Genomic DNA, 20,663 nt, shown 5'->3' on the forward strand with positions numbered 1-20,663 from the left:
TCTGAACACGGTCTGAAGATAAGATTTAAACCGGGTTAATGTGATCATCATAACGGAAAGGAAGAGAAGCTTAAAGAACACAGCCTGAGATAGAAAAATTTACAGCGGAAGCGTTTAATGAGATAAAGGCAGAATTATCAAATGGATTTGCAACAATTTCTGCTTGTCATGCTACTTGTCAATAATAGTGGTAGAATGCGTTAAAACCTGTGATTTATTGATAAGGACAAACTAAAAAAGGCTCCTTAATCATCGATTACAGAGCCTTAGGTGCCCGGTAGCGGTAAGTTCTCGAACCAATTATTATTGATAATGAAAAAATTGTCTTAATCCCATTCCCGCATGATTCAGTTGTTAAGTTTCAAGACATCCGCTGTAACAGAAGAGTATTCTACCAATGGTACATGGGCCAGGAAATCTGGTGCTACTATTACTACTACCGGAACCTGGGTTCTGAACGGCAATAAAGTAACTGCCACAATAGGTAATGTAATTGTAACCAACACGATCAATATCCTGTGTACAGGTCAATTGGCGCTGTTGATGGATCCGATTAATGGCAGGGGGGGATAGGAGAATTTCATCAAAGTAACCCAATAACCAATAATTGATACAACTACCGCCTTAAATTTTTTAGGGTGGCTTTTTATTTTCGGGTAGTCTGTAAGAGAATAGTCACCTACTTCTAAAAATAAACAGCGGTCATTTTTGAACTTTTTCATTCGCTGAATACTTTTTCTTTGCAGAAAATTGCCTGCCGATCTGTGCATGCAGCTGAAATGCTTAACCGGGTTAACATAAATAAGTTTGTTAATTGGGTTATTTGGAATAAGTTTAATGACTGTCTGATTGACAATTTTACTTATTTTCCATTAAAGACCACCCTCATGTTATGAAAAAACTAATCGTATTTATTGGATTATTTGTTGCCGGATCTTCCCTGGGCCAGCAGTATAAGAGTTTTCCTATGTGGGATTACACGCTGCCTGTGGAGCAACGTGTCAATGATCTGGTTCACCGGTTGACGCTGGAAGAAAAGGTGGGGCAGATGGTCAATGCGGCTCCTGCTATCACCCATCTCGGTATACCAGCCTATGACTGGTGGAATGAAACGCTTCATGGCGTTGCCCGTACTCCTTATCACGTTACTTCTTATCCGCAGGCCATTGCCATGGCTGCCACCTGGGATACTGCTGCTTTGTTCCTGATGGCAGATTATTCGGCCACCGAGGGCAGGGCCATTTATAACAGGGCTACGGCTGAGGGAAAGAACAATGAACGGTATATGGGGTTAACCTACTGGACACCCAATATCAATATATTTCGTGATCCCCGTTGGGGCAGGGGACAGGAGACCTACGGAGAGGACCCCTACCTGACCGCTAAACTGGGAGCTGCATTTGTACGCGGACTGCAGGGCGATGATCCCATATACCTGAAGGCTGCTGCCTGCGCCAAACATTTTGCAGTACACAGCGGTCCGGAACCCAGCCGGCATTCCGATGATATTCATCCTTCGCTGCATGATCTCTGGGATACTTACCTGCCTGCTTTTCATGAACTGGTTGTGAATGCGGGTGTTGCCGGCGTAATGTGCGCATACAATGCCGTAGATGGTCAGCCTTGCTGTGGAAATGATCTGCTGATGACCAACATTCTGCGAAGGCAATGGAAGTTCACCGGTTATGTAACCAGCGATTGCTGGGCACTGGATGATTTTTTCAAATACCATAAGACCCATAAGGATGCTACGGCAGCAGCAGCAGATGCCCTCATTCATTCAACAGATATTGAGTGCGGCACCTCGGTCTACTATTCGCTGATCAATGCAGTAAAAACCGGGTTGATCAGCGAAGCTCAGCTGGATACTTCTCTCAGTAGATTATTCACCATACGGTACCGGCTGGGTTTGTTCGACCCTGTATCACAGGTTAGGTATGCACAAACGCCCGATTCAGTACTGGAAAGCCCGGAGCATGATGCCCATGCCCTGAAAATGGCCAGGGAATCCATTGTTCTGCTGAAAAACTCGGAAGGCATACTACCGCTTAGTAAAAGGATAAAAAAGATAGCGGTGATAGGGCCCAATGCTGATAATAAAATAGCAGTTCTTGGCAACTATAACGGAACCCCCTCCCGGGTAGTGACCGTTGTGGAAGGGATCAGGGAAAAGCTGGGTCCGGATGTAACACTTATCTACGAAAAGGCGATCAATCATACTAACGATACCCTGCTGAATTACCGGGATATTACCGCTATGCTATCCTTTAAAGGGAGTCCTGGGGTGCAGGCAGCGTATTTTGACAATGAGCGGCTGGAGGGTACACCCCTGCAGACCCTCATCGAAAAGGATATTGACCATTACTGGGCGGAAGGACAGACACCTGCACCTAACCTGAAGACCATCCATTATTCAGCCAGGTATACCACCTTTCTGAAAGCAGCAGCAACGGAGATAATGAATTTTGAGATAGATGGAGATGACGGCTATCGCCTGTTTATCAATGACTCTTTGATCGTTGATGCCTGGACAAAGAACCGCTGGGGTGCAAGACCCTTTGTATTATCTGCCAGGAAAGACAGCAGCTACAAAATCGTGGTTGAATTTCATCAGAATGAGGGCAATGCCTTTATCCGGGTAAAAGCCGGCGACAGGGTAAAAACTGACTTTGCTGCTTTGGCAGGAAGGCTGAAGGATATAGATGCCATCATTTTTGCCGGCGGTATCTCACCGCAACTGGAAGGAGAAGAGATGCCTGTAAGTGTGCCGGGGTTTGACGGTGGTGACCGCACTTCCATTATGTTGCCCAAGGTACAGACAGCGCTGCTGAAAGCCTTACAGCAAACCGGTAAACCGGTCGTTTTTGTGATGATGACCGGCAGCGCTATTGCTATTCCTGAAGAGGAGGTGAAGCTACCTGCCATTATCAACGCCTGGTATGGAGGGCAGCGGGCAGGTTCTGCTATTGCGGATGTACTTTTTGGTGATTATAATCCTTCGGGACGCCTGCCGGTGACGTTCTATGCATCAGATAAAGATCTGCGTTCTTTCACAGACTATTCTATGCAGAACAGGACTTACCGCTATTTCAGGGGGAAGCCTTTATATCCATTTGGGTATGGATTAAGCTACACTCATTTCTCTTATAGTGAGCTAAAGGTGGCAGAAAGTGTCCGCAAAGGGACGCCGGTCAGTATCAGTGTATTGTTGACTAATACAGGGCAATTTGATGGGGATGAGGTGGTACAGCTCTATGTAAGTCACCCCGGGGTGGCAAATGCACCTGTAAGGGCATTAAAAGGTTTTCAGCGCATATCGTTGAAACATGGTGAAAGTAAAAAAGTATCATTTACATTAACGACAGAAGATCTTTCTCTGGTTGATGACAATGGAATACGATATCAACCTGGAGGAAAAACAGTGATCAGTATAGGAGGAGGACAACCGGGGCAGGCGCATGGAGGTATGAATAAGGTGTTATTGCATACGGTGATGGTCCGGTAGGTTGGAAAATTTAAAATGAAAATGTCGGAGATATCTCCGACATTTTCATTTTGTGCCCAGAACAGGAATACTATCTGTCTGGTTATTAATATCTTACAGTCGCGGAATGTCAAATTGGTGACACTGTTTTTTAGGCAGTTGAAAAGTGTGCCTGTTGTTCACACTTTTTAGCTCTTTTTCACCTGTCAGAACAAATATAGGAATATTACACTGCAATTTGGCCCTTCCTGTTTAAGGCTTGGCTATTTCATTCTGAGAATTGGTATCCTCAATCCTCTTATTAATTACCTCTATTAAATATTTAATAAATCGATCCAAATCCCAGCCATCTTCAATATACCTCATTGGCACCAATGTTCTGTAATCTCCATCCAAATGTATTTCTTCCATCTTTTCTGATTGGTTAAGGATAGTTACTAGATGAGAAACATCGTAGCCAATTTCCTTATTGAATCTTATACAATGTTTAATTTTGTCTAAATCGCAAATGGTCTCCCTGTCCACTCCTTCATACTTCGTCATATCTACTGTACACAAAGCGTAACGGTCTTTTTCCTTATAAGCAGTCAATGTCTGATTTTTTGACATCCTAACAGAGCTATTGGTAGCCCAACGAGATTTGACCTCAATATGGTAAAGTGATTCACCTAAAACTTTTACAATAATATCCTGTCCGTCCTGCACATTCTTAAAATCAGCTTCAATACTATCCGGGATGATTTTTGAAAGGTTATTTCTTAACACACTTTCAATATGAGTCCCAATAGTATATTTATACAACATATTATTCTGTTCCTGTCGCTTCCGTTCAAACTCCTCTTTTCCCAACTTTACGATTTCTTCAAAATTTGGATCGCGTCCAAGCTCTGCCAACTTCTTTATTTTTGCCGCGTTCAATGTCAAAATCTTAAAAGTATCTTCTCCATCAGCCAGTGTTACTAATATTTCCGATTTTTTGAGATAAACAAGGGGAAAATACTCTTTATATTTATCAGACCTTTTAAACTCTTCGATGATACTTAATATTTGCTTTTTATATGGGTGTTCGCTAATAGACTTTACAGAAGTAGTTATAAAAAACTTGGTTTCGATTTTCGCCGTCACCTCGTTAATTTCCATCGGATTAGGATTCGTAAGATACTTTTTAAAATCAGAATGCACCAGCTCCGCGCGGATGGATGGATTTGGACTCACTACATCTCCATACATATCTTTAATCTCCGATGGGATACCCGCATCGGTTCTCAATGTATTTTGAACTGCTAGCTCATTTAACTGGTTGGGAAAAACTTTAGATGTTTTAAAATAATCCTCGTATGCTTCATATTTCGCACCGACACTAAACAATTCCTGCAAATATGCCACTTCATCTGCAACCCACTTGCTATCTGAAGCGCTAATATCATTCAACAAAGCGCTGACAAGTCTCTTCTGTACTGTCCTTACATCTATCTCATCGTCTGCAATAGTAGGAATAACAATCACCTCTTCACTCTTTCCATAATAACGAGCCATGAGTTTCATCATGTTAGTAGGCACATTACTAGCGTCGGCATAACTCACAATCTTAGCATAATCCAAGAGTTTATCAAAAAAAGGCGCAGGAAGAATTTTTACACTCCCTTTTTCAGCAACGACCCTCAATACATGCTCGTTAACTTCCGATACATAGTTTTTCCTGGAATAACTGGGGAATGTTATATCAAAAGTAAAATCGGGATGTACATGTCTTTTTGGTATTTCAGGGACTAACACATCCGCGATTGCAATTAACTCAGGAGTAATATTGTGACTTTGATTTAATCCTTTGTCTCCTATAATACAGCGAAACTCCCCTTTAATATTAGGTAATAAGTTGCACGTATTGAACACTTCCGCATACTCTAAATTGATTATATACCGATAAAAGGTCTTTAAATCTTCTTTATTAGTAATACCATCTAAATGTCCTAGCTTCTGTAGTTCTGTGATTAAATCCTTGATCTTAATTTCTTTAATATCCTGCACATCCCACTCTCTTATTTTCTGAGCCCATTCCATGATAATTTCCGACTTAGGAATATTTGTCAAAAACTGGCTGACAAGTGAATAAATAGCATCGAAACTTGAAATATCTTCCAGTAGCTCTCTGTGGAGGAAAGTGGTGTTACTCGGACTTATTCTCTTTGACCCGGTTTCAACCAGTTCCAGCTCTTTAAACTTATCAATCCAAACAGCTTTAAGCCCTTTGAAATATTCGTTTAACAACTCATCTTCGCCATTTACAATAAAATTAACAGAAGCCATTTTTATAGGGCTCTTGATCTTATCCGTGTGAGCAGCGATAAAGTCAAATATTTTCTCAGAAGCATGCATAATGAGCCACTGATTCCTCTCTTCTTCTTTTTTGTTGGATTCGTTTTCTGATTTCAAATGCAAGCCATCCCTTGGTTCAGTAGGTTGAAATTGCCGTGAGTGTACCAAAAAGTTAACTCCAAAATGTTCTGAACCCACAAGTGGATAATACAAAAAAATCCTAGGAAGGGCATCAGGGAGATCGGTTGCCTCAAACTGTGCGTTTATAGGAAGGATAACAGTTACTTTCTTATCCTCTGACTCCAGGAAACAGACCTCCTTTAAATCTTGATTTATTTTGATCCGCCTAACCTGCAATTCACCAACCTTATAAATGTCTTCTCTATGGTAAAACGTTTCAACCCCATTGGAATCAGTAACCTTAACTGACTTGAGTCGGGGGTTTAAAGTCATAACATAAGGCAGAATGAGTCCTAGAGATCCTACTGCATTGGATGCGCATTTCCGATTATAGTCATTTGAAAAAGTGTATGTAAATTTAGTTCTGGGAAACTGCCCAATAAGGGCTTCCTTATTTAACAGGTTTACGACTTCCTTTTTAAGATCTCTGATTTCTCCGGCTAACAAGAGCCAATTATCAGTTTGGCGGTTGATCACAAAGTTGTTCAGTGCCACATAACCGCTACCTTTAATGATAGCACCGTCTATAGATAATTTTTTGCCAAAAACATGGGAAGTCATAAACCCAGTACCATACTGACCAACTGGATCATTCTCTTCGTACTGCTCCTTTTTTTCCTCAAGCGTTTTGGAGCTTACCTGCTTGAAGAGACAATCCAGCGTCATAGGTGTAAATGGCTCACCATTATGGCTAAACTCGAATGTATCCTCCGAGATTTTGATCTCAATAATACACTCACTGCTCAAATCTACTGCATTCTGAAATAATTCCCATATAGCTCTATTCGCATCTTTATTGTTAAGCTTCTTGATCCCTTGAATGATCTTATTGGCATGTTGCCTCATATCATTTAATTCGGACTGTTTCTGATAGTCTTCCGCAGTTTCGATTGTAATATTTTCCATATCAAAGCTCTAATTAAATTTTTAACATATTATATTCAAGTTTTTGATAAGCCATAATAATAGCCCAATAAATTAGTTACGGCCATTTATCAAAGACAAGTTAAATAGTACATAAGGCTCAAATATTAGGAATACAAAGTGAGGTAACCTTATCCCTTATCCTTTATATTAAACTCGTAAAATATCCGTATTCTTCACTCACAACTAATTTTCGATCAAGATATAAATTGGAATATTCGCAAGTAGCTTCAGGGGTTAAGGTACAGGAATGGCAAGCTGCTAAATTTAAGTGGCCAACGCCTTGTCCGTCTGACTCAATGCAAATCGGATCAGAAGAACAATCTGTTGCTCTGAAAATAGCACTATTGATAATCTTGTTCAGATTTTCCAAATCGTTGCATAAGTTTGAAAGTCCACCTAAATATCCATCTGTTCCGTCAAAAGCTGAAATTAAAAAACCGTACATAGTTTCATTTACATACAATCTTTCTTGAAGCGATGATGCCGGATAACCGCAAACATATTCTAACTCACGCATTAGCAAATGAGAAAGAGTATGGATTAACACTTTTCTTGGCGTTAATGTTTTGGCTATAATCTGATGCGATTTCCATTCGGCATTTTGGGCATTTGTCTTTATCTTTTCCGTCCTTTCAATTACTTCTTGTTGTCTTTCCCATAACTCTAATTTTTGCTTTTCCAAAACAAACAAGATCCCTTCTCCATAACTTTCCAATGCAGGTAATTTTTTTGCATCAAAGTTGTTTTTAGAAATAGATTGCCTTTGAACGGTATATTCATATTCATTTTGGTCTTGCAGGATTGAATCTATATCAATCGGCTCATTTCGTGTAAATGAGGTTTGAACGGTCGTTCTTTTTAGTTTGTCAATTTTTACCAGTTTTGAAAAGCTGCTTATCTGTTCCTTGCAATCTATCACACGGAATTTTATCTGTTTGCTGTCCGGCTGCTCTTTCTGTAAAAAATAATCATATTCCGTTTGCCTGTAAACGTTGTCAGGAATGTATGTTATGTCTCCTGTTGCTAAATACTGTTGGATTAGCTCTTTATCAATTTTCTTCTGAATACTTACTAGTTGAACAATTTGTTCAGTAGAAAATTCTCCACTTTCTACCATATTATCGATATCAATTCTGGTTTCGGAAGGAAGTGGATTTTGCAATTCAGGAATATACAAGCTGTTCAACGAGTTGACATAGTAGACGCTGTTGCTAGTTTTCAGTTTTACACTCGTTGTTTCTGTACATTCTTCTTCGTGAAATTTTCCATTGATTTGCCCCAACCAAAATTTCTTTCCGTTACATTTTTGTTCGTAGTTGAAAACACCTTTTAAGTTAGCTTTACTGTTACAATTTTTACACTCCACCCAAATACCTGAAAGGTCCGTATTCTCACGGCTAATTTTGTATATCAAATCCTGACTTTCGCAACATTTTTTATAGAAATTTAACTGAGGCCCTTTCGGCTTTTCATTTTTACTATTATCTTCATTTTCTTCCTCATTTGTCCTGTCGGTTGGTAAACGGTTGTTCCAAAATTCCCACGGCAAATCCTGAATATGCCCGTTATTGCAAGTCATTACGAAACGGATTTGTTCCAAATGATTTTCCTTACAATCTTTATTGTTACATTTTGGGGGATTAAAAAAGTCGAGATTTTTCCCCACACTTCGCCAACGATTTCTCCATTCACTGTAGGTAGCAAAACGATGACAATAGGTACAATAAAACCATTTTGGAAAATAATTTGCTTTCGGTCTTATCCCATGCAGAGAGGAATCTCTGTCGGTAGGAATTGCTACCAAATGTTTAAGGTTAGGAAAACGATTTTTAAGGCGTTGCAATAAACGGTCATCTTTGATAATATAATGAGCCAATTTCTCGTTTAAATCATCATAGCCCCAATTATCAAACGTTTCTATAATTATGGAATTGTTCGTTGTTTCAATCAGCGAACCAACACCGCCATAATTGGAGATGTGTTTGCTTCTCCCATGTTTTATTTTATCATTTGGCATAACTTCTAATATTGTCTAATTAGTATTTCAGCGCTTGGCTCTACACTTCGCATTGACTGCATTGCGGTTAGATTTTCATCATCATTTGCCTTTTCCTGCATTGGAACAATCAGGGATTCTTTCGGGTGATTTGCCCAATAGTATTTCAAATCCCTTTGTGCCTGAATTTTGTATTTCCAATCTCTTAAAATATCGTCCACCTTTTCCGTAATGAGTTGTAAATCATTGTGGGCGAATTGGTGATTGCTGAAAAGCTGTATCAAGTTATTCCGCAACTCATTTTTCACTTTATCATCAGTTAAAGCTTTTGCCGCATCATTGTTGGTATATTGCGTTGTATGCCTGAAATAAGCCAAAATGAGCGTAAATAGCATTTTGTCCAAAGCATTTTCAGCAAAAGGTGTTACACTCAAAGGCTCAACTTGCTTGTAAAACGTTTTATGAAACTGAACAAAATCCTCAAAATAAGATAAATCACGGTTGTTAAATGGGTCGTAAAGCGTAACTACCAATCCTTCATTTCTCCTTGCAACACGACTGCTCGTTTGAATATATTCTGCTGTATTTGGGGGCATTCCATTCATTACCATTACGCCTAGTCTTCCTACATCAAGCCCAACACTAATCATATTGGTTGCCAAAACCAAGTCGTAAGCCTTGTGTTCTTTGATATTTCCGGTAAACTGAATTTCTAACTTGTCTAAATTTCTTTTGATTTTCTCGTTCGGAATACGGCTTGTTAATTCAATGTTTCGGAAAGAGAGTTTGTTGTAATTGTTAGCTGCAATGGAATCATCATTCAAGTAACGCACCTGTAATTGTTTAATAATCGGTTTCAGTTCCGAATTGATTTTGTTGGAGAAACGTCCAATTTCCTTAAGACTTTTGAAATAAGAAAGTATTGTCCAAAAACCATCTGCATCTTTTTTTTCGCTTGCGTTTTTCCAAATTTCCAATCTTGCATAGAGAAGGGAAGCCAATAACTGTAAATTAGTAACAACCGTTGTTTTGCCTGTTGGTAAAATACCCATGTACTTTCTCTTACTCTCTTCGATGACTCTCGAAAAAAATGTATCATCTGCATTAGTGGCATATTGTGGAAAAACTCTTGCTTCACGTCCATACAAACCTTGAATTTGTTTATCTACGTTTTTTACAGTTGCTGTTGAAGCAATAATTTTAGGATTCTCGCAAAGTTGCAACAGCGCATTTTCAAACAAACCGACCAAACTTCCTAATGTTCCATTTAGTAGATGTAATTCGTCTTGAATAATTAATTCGGGTTTTCTGTTTGAACCGTTATTGAAAAGGGTTGTTGCCTCTCCTTTCCAAGCGAGTGTTGCGAATTTATCAACGGTTGCGAATAGTATAGTTGGTGGGTTTGAATAAATATCCTCATCAATCATAACGATTGGCAAACCTCCGTTCTTCTCTGAAAAATGACAACTTTCATTCAGGCAATAGCTATGTAATTGTCTGTTTGTTCGGTGTCCGATTTGATATGTACCATCTCTTTCTGCAAGCCGCGAAATGATTTTAGTATTGCACCATTGGCAATTTGACAATTGAAATGGATTTACAACATAATTGTCACCCTTATTTAGTTTCTTCAGTGTGGCTTCTAACTTCTTTTTGGCATCTTCCAAGTAGTTTGGAATGGTTTGCTTACCCACCCAAAAGCCGATTGAAATTTTGTTGTTGCCCAAGTCTTTATAATGGTTTCGGATAAATTCACAAGCCAAAATCATTTTTGAGGCACGTTCAAACTGCTGTGCCGAAAGCAATCTTAATGTATAACGGATGATGATGTTTACTCCCCCATAAGTATCAGTATATTGTATTCTTCTCCAAAAAATAAGGAATGCAGAAACCGCCAAATAGGCTTCTGTTTTGCCTCCACCTGTCGGGAAATACAATAAATCTATCAACTCTTTTTCGGAACTATTTTCTTCAACGAACGAAGAGATACATTGTAGAATAAAAGCTAACTGAAATGGTCTCCATTCGGGTTCTTTAGCGGAAGGAAAAGGTGATTTGGCATAATCTTCAAAACGATACTGTAAGGTTTCGTTTCGTTCCCAGACTTCAAATCCTTCTTTTTTCTTACCGAAATGCCGCTGACTTTGGAACATTTGCAAGTAAATAGCAGTGTTGGCTAACTGAAATGCTCGCAAAGCATTTTCGTTTTCTGACAACAGCTTTATTCCTTTGTTTATTCGCTCATAGATATGTTCACATTTTGTAATGTTTTTCAATCCAAGTTCATTGCCATTTGCTACTTTTCGTTCATCATCAATCCAATATTGGTAAGCTTCGGAAACATTACTAAGGGTTGAAATGATACTTGCCTTATTTGTATTGTAAACGGATAGTTTTTTTATGTTCAGAATATCGCCTTTAATTTTATCTATTTCCGAGCTTTGACTCTTTACGTCATACTCAGGCAGAAATGTTGATTTTATCCATTGAGGCGTGTTTGGGAATTTAGCATTTTCCCAAGTGCACGCTGTGTTATGACCAATTCCAAATGCAAGTTTATCCCGATAGAGATAATCGAGCATTTTATCTTCATCAGTTTTATATAAATGTGTCTTGTAATCTCTGAATGGTAAAAGTTTATCACTTCCGATCCTGATTTCGGTCTGAAAGCAGCTTAGCCGATTGACCTTTTCTCTGGAAAGTAAAAAATCTTTTTTTTCAATTAATGTTTTGTTTTCAATGACTGCTTTGATATAATACTTGTCGGTATAATTGTCATACAATTTCAAATGAAAAACAAGATTGTCTTTCATTTCCTTGCTCCAATTTTCTGAATTACAGTTAGGTTGTTCTGATAATTTTATTTCAAGGTGTCGATTGGGTGCAGAAAAAATCTCTGAAATGCCTATTACCAATTCTATGAGGTTATCATTCCGTTTGTACTTGTCTTTGAAAAATAACTTTGAAATTACTTTAGCTAAAGAAAAATCATAAGAAGTCTTTTGTCTTAACGATTTTAAACTGTCTTGAAAATGTATATAATCAGCTGTTATTTTTCCGCCCTGGGTTCTTTTAATTTGTTTAGTTTGGGAAAGCGTTTTTGTTTCTTCATCATAGACTACATAATGATTTAAGCCGCATTCAGCCAATAAATGTATCCCCTCTCCGCCATAAGGAATTTTAATTGCTGAGTAGCTTGCTTTGGTATAATTTCCAAAACTGATTATTGTTTTTAATTTTTCAATTGTTCTATCAACAGAAAAAGTTATCCCGAAGTGAGAAGGAAAGAATGTGTTTGATGTGTATTTAGGTTGTGTGTCCGTTTTATCGGTTTCGTCTTCATCTTCTTCAAAAATTTCCTTTTCCTTGTTTTCAGGTTCACCAAATTCAGAATACAAATCAGCTATGTCATCTGTATCTTCATCTTTCATTTCTTGTTCACCATTATCGTTTGCATTGGGCTGTAACTGTTTAGGAAACAAAATGCTCGAAAAGTACCTTTGCAAAGGTTTGCCCTCGATAATTTCATTGCTAAAATCTTCTTTACAGTGAAAAACGTCCGACCCTGGACCTATTATTTCTTTTCGGACACGGTCAATAACTATATTTCTATTTTCTTTTGGACTCATAATTCAATTTGTTGTAAGGTTGCTTCTTCCAAACTTTCAAGACTACCGCTAAATACTTCTTTAGTGATTACGGTATGAACCTGCATAAATTCATCGACAAAAGTCTGCAAGGTAATTCCGCTGAAATTCCGCTTTTGGAGAATTTCGCCGATTCTCTTTTCTTTCAAAAAAAACCGCAACTCCTGTTTCAAGCCTCTTCCTAGTACAATCATTGTGCTATTGTAAGTAGTTTTTGATTTGAGGATTGGTTTTAAAATTGCATCAATTTCATTATCTGATTTATCCAGGTAATACAATTTGAAAATTGCTCTCAAATCATTATTGAACATAGGGAATTTCCTGTGCCCTTTTCCATAAGTTACCAATGTAGCAGGCAATATTCTCAATCCTTTTTCTTTCAATTTTTGGTAAAGCAAATCATCACCCAATTTGTTTCTCAACTCATTTATGAGTTGTTTCCAAAATGTGGCATGCTCTTCTACTTTCCCGAAAATGTCAGGCTCCGTTTCAACAGCAACCTGATATAAATTTTCCGCTAATTCTTCTTTTGGATATATTCTAATTTTATTGCCTACACTAATTTTATATGATTTTATCAGTTCGCCTTTATCTGTAAAAATCGTATCGTTGCTCTCTAAGAATAAAGTTGTTTTGTCAGATGCAATTTTGTAAATCAATTTTTCTTCAATCTCATTGAGCAATAAATCGCACTCATTTTTGTACCCTTCATAGGCCCTGCCACTCATTTCATCTAAACGGGAAATAATGCTATTGATAGTAGTGCTAACATCTGTTACATTGTACCTGACTTCTGTGTATGGAATACCGCAAATTGCCATACGGTCGTTTGACTTTATTTCCGCCTCAATCAATTTCTTTCTTTGATCGAGATATTTGTAATACAGGTCTTTTTCTTGTTTATAAAGTAATAAAATCACTTCGTTATCCAAATTGTAGACATAGTCAAAGTCTTTCTGCCCATTGAACGAATAAAAAACCAAAATTTTGTTATGAGTGTTTACTTTCTTTAACTCCGAAAAGGGTATAATTTCGACCTTTCTATTTTTGATGCGTTGATTTATAAAATCCAAATCATTGTTATCAAAAACGGCAATTACTCTTTTGTCGGTCTCTTTCAACAATTTCAATAAAACTTGTTGCTTGCGAAGATTATTTTTAAGATACTTGAGTATTTCAAGTAATTCTGTTTTGGGATTGTTTTCCGCAAGATAATCAACTGTATAACCACCCGCGTTGTCCAAGCCGTTTTCTAATTCTCTATTAATGATTACTCGTTCAATCAAATTTTCATTTGTCTCTTTCTGAATAGCATTTATGGCAATTCTCAGGATGTTTCCATAAGATTTCAGTTCAAAGCCAAATTCGGAATTGACATGAGCGATCTTGCGGTCAAGGCGTTCGATATACTCGTCTAATTCATTACTTGGTACGTCTATGAATTCAATCATAAGGCATTAACGATTTCAAGTTCTTCTTTAAACCAATCCCAACAGGGAATTGCATCATTCTTGATTGGCGAAAGGCTATTAGATAATATTATAATATTGAACCCAAATTTTATTCTGTCTTGAAGCATTTGCTGAATTGCACTTGCTTCAGTGTCAATAATAACTATTGTTTTTATTTTTTTATTTTTAAGTAGAATTTTCTGATAACACACTTCGTATTTGGAAGTGAAATAAATCATACAATCAGAAAGTGCAGGTATTGATTTTTGCTCACTTAAATTACTCTCTTCTCTAGGATTGGGTAAGTATATAGATGGTACCTTATTTTTTAAGTCCAAGTCATCCCATAGTGATCTTTTTGAGATAAATACCGATTTCATCTCGAAGTTTGTTTTTGGAAATTCGCTACTTTCATTATTTAGTTCCTGAAAAAAACTAAAATAATTTTTAATTGTCCTTTCACTTATGCCTAAGTCAACTTTCACATAACCTTTGGTTAGTTTATCATAAGTCAAACCATGAATTATTGCAGGTGAAACATCTCTCTTTCCTTTTCTTAAGACCTGTCTTAGTGTGTAGTCATCTTTTTCAGTTCTAATTATCTCATAATACTGATTATCTTTTATTTTTTTCAACTTGTCTCCTATGCAAAAATCATTTGGCAAATCATAATGATTTAAATAGATATCATTTGCTAGTTCCACAAATAAGTGACGAGCTATTTGTAAGATTGACTCTTTTGAATTTTGAAAGTTGACCTGTAGGGGTGTCTTTTTCCTGTACTGTTCCAAAATAATTTTAATCGAAAGATGAACGGAGTTATCCAAGCGTTCAGTTGATAGAATTTGAACGTTTTTGAACTTTTCCCACAGTAACTGATAATATGTTGCATTCAGAATCACATCACAATAATTTATAGATGCTACTTAAACTTATTATTTAATTCTCTTAAATGTCTTTGCACTTCTCTTTCCACCTGCTCAAAATCGGGTAAATCCTTAATTTGGTCCGCGAGCGAATTTTTCCAGCGCGCTTTATATTGTGGCAAGCGTTCCTGTAACTTTGCTGAAAAATCCGATGTTTTCAGATTTTTGCTTTTGCATTTCTGGCTGAATTCATTCAGATAATGTCCGGCCTCCATTTTTTCAACTTCCAGCAAATACCAGATGTCGTAAAAATCTCGTGCTGCCATTCGCTGCATTACAGAACGCATTTTTTCTACCAGTACTTCTTGCAACGAATAGCATAATAACTCGTATTCTTCTATATCAGTGTAGCCAATATGTACGGGCATTTTAATGGGATCAAAAGCTAATACTTCGCTTCTTGAAATATCCACCTTTACCTTTTTGTTATTCCCTTGTCCACCTAAGGGGCCAACATAGCTAATATAAAAGTTTATTCCCCCATCTTCATGCTCATTATTATCTATTATTCCTAACGGGATATTAGCTTCTTCTTTTACATAGTCAAATGTTTCTTTGAACCATTCAAAAATTTGTTCATTCGTTACTGTATCGTCCAATAAAGTAAAGTCGAGGTCTTCAGAGAAGCGGTAATCTTCAAAATAAACTTTCTTCAATACTGTACCTCCCTTAAACACAATCACTTTGGATAGTTGCGGATTTTGGGAAATTCCTTTTAATATCCATGAAAGCACATAATCCTTTTCTATCTGCTGATCGCGTACACCAGTTTCTCTTGCTTTTTGTTGTATCTCTCCTGGTTTAATCATGTGTATATAGCAGCTTTAATTGTTTCCGATTCCAGATTTTGCTGAATGCTCCATCTGCTTACCAATTTACCTGATTTTGGTAATTCAGTATCCAATAAAATATAAGAGGAGGTTTTCGCTTTTAATAATTCATCTATGATACTATTATTGATGTCCAGTGCTTCTAATAGGAACCCTAATCTTTTGATTACAGCTTGTGATTTAAACTTCCTTGTATATTCCAGTAACTTATCAAACTTAATTTTATCTTTTGAAATATTTATTGCTCTTGCAACCTCTACTATGCCACCGGCATAATCTGGCTTGAATAGGCAATCAATAATTGTTTTTTCCAGGTCTGAGCATTGAACCTTATTAAAACTATCTACCCAAATTTTTTTTGCGCCAAAAAAGTGATCTTCATTATGATATATAAATTGGAAGGGAATATTTTTAATCTTAATGATAGTAGGCCGTAATTGTTTTGATACAACTATTTGCTCTTTTAAGGATGGCTGTATAATAAGATTGTGAATATGAAGTGCTGAGTAATATCCTATGTAATAATCAGCATTATTAACCAGGAATCCTGCTATTGTATGCCAATCAGGCATGAACGTTTCTGCATCGGCCTCGTAAGGTATAATATAATATACCCCTTCTTTGAGCCGCATTAATAGCCCACGGCGGGTCATATCGCTAAGCAATTGTTTTACTGCACTTTCTTTTGAATCTGGCAAGGCTTGAAATGCTTCCGTGTATTCAAAGCACGCTCTGCCTTGCTGATTAAAGTAAGATAGTAGTTCGTTAGATTGTGTTGATATGTACTTATTTTTCATATGCCGATAGTCAGCTTAAACCTGACTACAATGATATGAAATATATGCCAAATACTATAAAAGTATGTTTAGTATCGCCTTAGTCAGCTTTGAGCTGACTAATTAACTATGAAATACAGTTTCTTATAGAATTATTTGCGAGCTTGATTACAATAAAAAGCCACCTACTTCTGTAGATGGCTTAAATAAGAATATTTGAATTTTGAGTTACTTCTTTTTCTCTCCCAACAACTTCTCCAGCATGGCAATCTTCTCATCCTTTTCTTTCAAGAGCGCCGCATTCAGCTTTTTTATTTCTTCCATCGCCTCAGCCCATTTGTCAAGTGCGTTGAACGTGCAATTATAGGCTATGCCAACTTCATTGACCTTATTGTATGATGCACCCTCATAATTGTTTTGAATATTATAGATCTGCGCCTCCTCATTAAAATTCTTAATCGCGTCCACCGGCACTTTCAACGTCTTTGCAATCAACTCCAACTGTTCCGGCTCAATGGTTTCTTTGGTTTCCAATAAAGAAACACTCTGCTGGCTGATATTGAGGGCATCAGCCAACACATCCTGTTTAACATGCAGGATTTCTCTAAGGCGTTTTACCGCGCGTCCTTGGTGTACTTTTTCAGGCATACTGGTAATTGTCATAGTCACAAAGATATTGAAAACTAATAATTTGGTATCCTACTTCATCCGGGCTGGTGAGATACCAAGGGTTATTCCCGGTTAACTATCCGGTAAAATACAACTAATTTTTGTTAATGCACAGGCTCGCTTAGTGGGGTACGGTTACCGGGGATGGTAATTTACCACTCGAATCAGATATCCAACAGCCGCCAGTGGTGAAATACGCTACCAGAGCTATTATGGACAACCGTCTCCTTTAACACCATTAAACTAGCCAGTTATGCCAATCTCATTTGAAAACAACACTATTACCCCATTGCCCCCGGCTGCTGTAACTCAAAAAAGCGCCCCACAGACTATAGAGCTGTTTCTCGGTATGTTTGCCCATGAACTACGCACGCAGGTGGCTGGTACTGTCCAGGTTTGCCGGTATATCCGCGAAGGCAGCAAGTCGGAAGCATTCTTTCAGGCGTTGGAAACCACAACCCTTGATACCTTACATATATTGGACAATATGCTTGATACCGTAAAATTCCATAACGGTAAACTGGATATTACACCTGCCTACTGCCAGATTGATTTCCGGTCATGGATAACACCGGTCATTCGCCAACAGGAAAGGACTGCGGCCCTGCAACAAAAGGATGTTTGCCTGATACTGCATCCCTCGCTGGAAAATATACAGGTTACCACAGACCCTGTAAAGCTGGGGCAGATAGTGCAAAATCTCCTCTCCAATGCGCTTAAATACAGCCATCCCGGTACTGTTATTACCGTAAAATGCCGCCTGGAAAGTAACGCAATCTCTCTACAGGTCATCAATCAAGGCATGGAAATCCCACCGGAAAAAGTCTCCCGTTTATTTATGCCCTATGAAAGATTAGACAATGGCCTGGCAGGCACCGGGCTAGGGCTTTTTCTCAGCGCGCAGTATGCACAGGCTTTGGGCGGTGCTCTTGCTGTGCAAAGCGAGCGGGGAAATACCGTTTTTACGTTAACCCTTCCCGTTTAGCGCTAACCCGCCCTCTAAACAATCTAAAAAGTACCTATGCGCACACATTTACCCCATCTGTCCAAACAACAGATCATACAACTGGCAAAGCTGATAGAGAAAATCCTGCTTGTTCTTCAACCGGAACTGATCTGGTGCTTAGGCACCCGTACAAGCATTATGCAGGATTGGAGTTGCTTCTGGCCGGGTGAAGGTTACCGGGAAACGATATTTCCGATAACGTTCGACTTGATGATCCTAACCACCGATACAGAAAAACGACCGGAATATGAACTTATCCAGTTGATAGAGCAGCAAGCGGCATCATTACCCTGTGAAATCACCTGTATGGTGCAGAAGTATGCAGCATTTATGGACGGGCTGCCTGCCGGTTATCGTTTCGATACCGCCGTTTACCGTAAAGCCGTACCTGTTTACAGCAATGGAAAGCCATTGACAGCGGAATTGCCCGGTGAGCTAACGAAAGAAGAGATTAAAACCCGAATTACCACCCAATGGAACCGGTGTTTCACTACTGCCCAACGGTTTTTCAAGACAGCGATTGATTGCCAGCAGGACAACTGGCCGGAGCAGGCAGTATTTAACCTCCATCAGGCAGCACAACATACCTGTATGGCAATATTAAGGGGAATCACCGGCTATCGCTCAACTACCCATAATCTATCCCGCTTACTGGCCCTGATTGACAACTTCAGCATGGAACCGTCTGTTATTTTTCCCCGATTGACAAGGGAGGAAACGGAACTATTCAACCTGTTAAACAAAGCCTATTCGGATGCCCGTTATAAAGAAGACTACTCCATACCTGCTGAAAAGGCTGCTATCCTCATAGAAAGGGTAAAGGAATTAATGTCCGTAGCCGAATCCCTTTACCAGTCAAAGCTGCAAGAACTGGATAAGGACCAACCAATTGTATTCCCTATAACAACCACACATGAGACAACAGCCTAACCGCCCCCCTGATAATATCGACAGATCAGGACCAAGCATGACAATAGAAATATTCCTGCCTGTAGCCTTCCAAATAGCCTGTAAGCAACTGGGAGTGGATGAACAGGAAGCTGTCCAGTTCTGGATAGATCATATCCTGATAGTCTCCTATGTATTAAACGAGGAAGAAGATATTTATTCTTTAGCTACATCGGTGTTTGCTGCCTATACGCATACAATCCACATTACAGCCATACCAGATAAGGTTAAAAGAGAAATATGTATATACTATACCCAACAGACGATCGCGCTGATAAGCGAGCCAGATCATACAAAGAGCTATACAGCCCTGATAAAGGAATGGTATCAGCAACTGCACAAGCACAATAACCGGCAATAAATAATAACCACATGAAAAAGCGACTTACCCTGCGCCACACGCACGACAGCTATATCCTTACGGAAATTACCCAATGTACCTTGCAGGCATTGGTACAGTTTTACGTTAACCACGTATCGGTAAACGATTTTCTGCATACCAATGATCCTGTAATCGTAAAAGCCACAAAAGTATTCTTGTCCTTTACAAAGGAGGAAGAGAGGAACAAGCCGGGATAAGCTACCCGGCAAATAAGGGAGGGGGAATTATTACCGGTTTTTATTATATTAGTACCATGCCTACGAAAGAAACTCCCTTAAACCCACCCCGCAACCATGTTGCCCCTCTATTGGTACAAAAATTCCAGCATGACTACGAGGCAATAATGGAGCACTACACCTTATTGCAACAACTGGAAATTACCGAACACCTGCTAAGTCTTGTACAATTAGCCCGTCAGGAAGGTGTTCATAGCGATCAATTCTGGCATCAGTACAAAGCAAAGGATTTAGCGTTACTCAAACGCTATGGTAAAACCCTTAAGCCTTACGTGAGCAAGAGCTTTCATGCCTATTTTTATTATGATACGGTATTGACAGAAAAAGAAATTTATTCCTGTGAGATATACAACAGCTTACCGGGAGCTGAACAATCCTTATCAGCGGATGAAATCAGTCAATTTCTCCAACTCTGCCAAAACGTGCTGGATTGGGCCATTCATTTCCTTTACCTGCAAAAGGAGCCGGAGGGGCTTGACGTAGAAACTGTAACTGCACCTGCTACAGAAGAACCGGATAAAGAGGCAACCCGCTACCGGCAATTGCTGACTTTATATTACTTACTCAAAGCAGGCTTCCAGACAGAACACCGGGATAATGGTAATATCAGCGATGTAGTAAGACTGGCTCACCTGCTGACAGGGGTAAAGTTTACCACACTGCAAAACTCAGACATCTATAAGAAATACGCCAAAATACCGGATCACAAAGCAGGCGCACAGTTGCTGGCAGACCTTCAATACATTCGCCCGTACTTTACGGTTCTTCACCTGGACAGTGCTGTTGCCCTTATTGATGAAGATATCCGGCAGCATGAAAAACGGATCAGGAAATAACAGCTACTGCTTACCGTTAATACAAACAGTTTATCGTTAAACAGTATCCTCAC

At 38.7% G+C, this 20,663-nt stretch carries 15 protein-coding genes; 7 read left to right on the forward strand and 8 right to left on the reverse strand.

Features of this window, described 5'->3' with window-relative positions; all coding sequences use genetic code 11:
• The first annotated feature begins 342 nt into the window (after window positions 1–342).
• Both BW716_RS21645 and BW716_RS21650 read left to right on the forward strand, forming a co-directional pair.
• Window positions 343–573, forward strand: a complete 231-nt coding sequence (locus BW716_RS21645) for a hypothetical protein (RefSeq protein WP_083725897.1) — start codon at window positions 343–345, stop codon at window positions 571–573.
• Window positions 574–892: 319 nt separating this feature from the next.
• Window positions 893–3,505 (forward strand): glycoside hydrolase family 3 C-terminal domain-containing protein, encoded by a 2,613-nt coding sequence (locus tag BW716_RS21650; protein WP_083725899.1) that lies wholly within the window; start codon window positions 893–895, stop codon window positions 3,503–3,505.
• Window positions 3,506–3,736: 231 nt separating this feature from the next.
• Here the strand turns inward: BW716_RS21650 and BW716_RS21655 are convergent, their stop codons facing one another.
• From BW716_RS21655 to BW716_RS21690, 8 genes are all read right to left on the reverse strand, one after another.
• The gene (locus BW716_RS21655; RefSeq protein ID WP_083725901.1) at window positions 3,737–6,886 is read right to left on the reverse strand and encodes a DUF3883 domain-containing protein; all 3,150 of its coding nucleotides are present in this window, start codon (window positions 6,884–6,886) and stop codon (window positions 3,737–3,739) included.
• Between the two features lie 163 nt (window positions 6,887–7,049).
• Window positions 7,050–8,924, reverse strand: coding sequence for a DUF1998 domain-containing protein (drmB, locus tag BW716_RS21660; RefSeq protein WP_083725903.1), 1,875 nt, complete (start codon window positions 8,922–8,924; stop codon window positions 7,050–7,052).
• Between the two features lie 5 nt (window positions 8,925–8,929).
• Window positions 8,930–12,532, reverse strand: coding sequence for a helicase-related protein (locus tag BW716_RS21665; RefSeq protein ID WP_083725905.1), 3,603 nt, complete (start codon window positions 12,530–12,532; stop codon window positions 8,930–8,932).
• A complete protein-coding gene (locus BW716_RS21670) occupies window positions 12,529–14,001 on the reverse strand; it encodes a hypothetical protein (RefSeq protein ID WP_083725907.1) in 1,473 nt (490 codons plus the stop codon). Before BW716_RS21670 ends, BW716_RS21665 begins: the two co-directional genes overlap by 4 nt.
• Window positions 13,998–14,903: a hypothetical protein gene (locus BW716_RS21675; RefSeq protein WP_083725909.1), complete on the reverse strand. Its 906-nt coding sequence runs from the start codon at window positions 14,901–14,903 to the stop codon at window positions 13,998–14,000. Before BW716_RS21675 ends, BW716_RS21670 begins: the two co-directional genes overlap by 4 nt.
• Window positions 14,904–14,923: 20 nt before the next feature.
• Complete coding sequence (locus BW716_RS21680) at window positions 14,924–15,736, reverse strand: nucleotidyl transferase AbiEii/AbiGii toxin family protein (RefSeq protein ID WP_083725911.1); 813 nt, start codon at window positions 15,734–15,736, stop codon at window positions 14,924–14,926.
• On the reverse strand, window positions 15,733–16,554 hold the full coding sequence (locus tag BW716_RS21685; protein WP_083725913.1) for a type IV toxin-antitoxin system AbiEi family antitoxin: 822 nt from the start codon (window positions 16,552–16,554) through the stop codon (window positions 15,733–15,735). Before BW716_RS21685 ends, BW716_RS21680 begins: the two co-directional genes overlap by 4 nt.
• A gap of 207 nt (window positions 16,555–16,761) precedes the next feature.
• Window positions 16,762–17,196, reverse strand: a complete 435-nt coding sequence (locus tag BW716_RS21690) for a helix-turn-helix transcriptional regulator (protein ID WP_083725915.1) — start codon at window positions 17,194–17,196, stop codon at window positions 16,762–16,764.
• A 259-nt stretch (window positions 17,197–17,455) separates the two neighbouring features.
• Between BW716_RS21690 and BW716_RS21695 the strand changes: the two genes are divergently transcribed.
• From BW716_RS21695 to BW716_RS21715, 5 genes are read left to right on the forward strand one after another with little or no spacing between them, the layout of a single operon-like run.
• Window positions 17,456–18,187 carry a HAMP domain-containing sensor histidine kinase gene (locus tag BW716_RS21695; RefSeq protein WP_083725917.1) on the forward strand — a complete coding sequence of 244 codons (732 nt, stop codon included), beginning with the start codon at window positions 17,456–17,458 and terminating at the stop codon, window positions 18,185–18,187.
• 36 nt (window positions 18,188–18,223) lie between these two features.
• The gene (locus BW716_RS21700) at window positions 18,224–19,138 is read left to right on the forward strand and encodes a HEPN domain-containing protein (RefSeq protein ID WP_083725919.1); all 915 of its coding nucleotides are present in this window, start codon (window positions 18,224–18,226) and stop codon (window positions 19,136–19,138) included.
• Window positions 19,122–19,517, forward strand: a complete 396-nt coding sequence (locus BW716_RS21705; RefSeq protein ID WP_083725921.1) for a hypothetical protein — start codon at window positions 19,122–19,124, stop codon at window positions 19,515–19,517. The genes BW716_RS21700 and BW716_RS21705 overlap by 17 nt, the downstream gene beginning before the upstream one ends.
• Before the next feature lie 11 nt (window positions 19,518–19,528).
• Entirely contained in the window at window positions 19,529–19,735 is a 207-nt protein-coding gene (locus BW716_RS21710; RefSeq protein WP_083725923.1) for a hypothetical protein, read from the forward strand.
• 56 nt (window positions 19,736–19,791) lie between these two features.
• Window positions 19,792–20,610 carry a hypothetical protein gene (locus BW716_RS21715; protein WP_083725925.1) on the forward strand — a complete coding sequence of 273 codons (819 nt, stop codon included), beginning with the start codon at window positions 19,792–19,794 and terminating at the stop codon, window positions 20,608–20,610.
• Window positions 20,611–20,663: the final 53 nt, after the last annotated feature.

The organism is [Flexibacter] sp. ATCC 35208, assembly GCF_001975825.1.
GTDB lineage: Bacteria > Bacteroidota > Bacteroidia > Chitinophagales > Chitinophagaceae > Chitinophaga.

What these genes read in the sequence shown, in the direction of transcription:
- BW716_RS21670 (WP_083725907.1), bottom strand. Translation starts at nt 14,001, where the DNA reads ATGATTGAATTCATAGACGTACCAAGTAATGAATTAGACGAGTATATC.
- BW716_RS21705 (WP_083725921.1), top strand. Translation starts at nt 19,122, where the DNA reads ATGAGACAACAGCCTAACCGCCCCCCTGATAATATCGACAGATCAGGA.
- BW716_RS21645 (WP_083725897.1), top strand. Translation starts at nt 343, where the DNA reads ATGATTCAGTTGTTAAGTTTCAAGACATCCGCTGTAACAGAAGAGTAT.
- BW716_RS21665 (WP_083725905.1), bottom strand. Translation starts at nt 12,532, where the DNA reads ATGAGTCCAAAAGAAAATAGAAATATAGTTATTGACCGTGTCCGAAAA.
- BW716_RS21680 (WP_083725911.1), bottom strand. Translation starts at nt 15,736, where the DNA reads ATGATTAAACCAGGAGAGATACAACAAAAAGCAAGAGAAACTGGTGTA.
- BW716_RS21650 (WP_083725899.1), top strand. Translation starts at nt 893, where the DNA reads ATGAAAAAACTAATCGTATTTATTGGATTATTTGTTGCCGGATCTTCC.
- BW716_RS21710 (WP_083725923.1), top strand. Translation starts at nt 19,529, where the DNA reads ATGAAAAAGCGACTTACCCTGCGCCACACGCACGACAGCTATATCCTT.
- BW716_RS21690 (WP_083725915.1), bottom strand. Translation starts at nt 17,196, where the DNA reads ATGACAATTACCAGTATGCCTGAAAAAGTACACCAAGGACGCGCGGTA.
- drmB (WP_083725903.1), bottom strand. Translation starts at nt 8,924, where the DNA reads ATGCCAAATGATAAAATAAAACATGGGAGAAGCAAACACATCTCCAAT.
- BW716_RS21700 (WP_083725919.1), top strand. Translation starts at nt 18,224, where the DNA reads ATGCGCACACATTTACCCCATCTGTCCAAACAACAGATCATACAACTG.
- BW716_RS21685 (WP_083725913.1), bottom strand. Translation starts at nt 16,554, where the DNA reads ATGAAAAATAAGTACATATCAACACAATCTAACGAACTACTATCTTAC.
- BW716_RS21655 (WP_083725901.1), bottom strand. Translation starts at nt 6,886, where the DNA reads ATGGAAAATATTACAATCGAAACTGCGGAAGACTATCAGAAACAGTCC.
- BW716_RS21695 (WP_083725917.1), top strand. Translation starts at nt 17,456, where the DNA reads ATGCCAATCTCATTTGAAAACAACACTATTACCCCATTGCCCCCGGCT.
- BW716_RS21715 (WP_083725925.1), top strand. Translation starts at nt 19,792, where the DNA reads ATGCCTACGAAAGAAACTCCCTTAAACCCACCCCGCAACCATGTTGCC.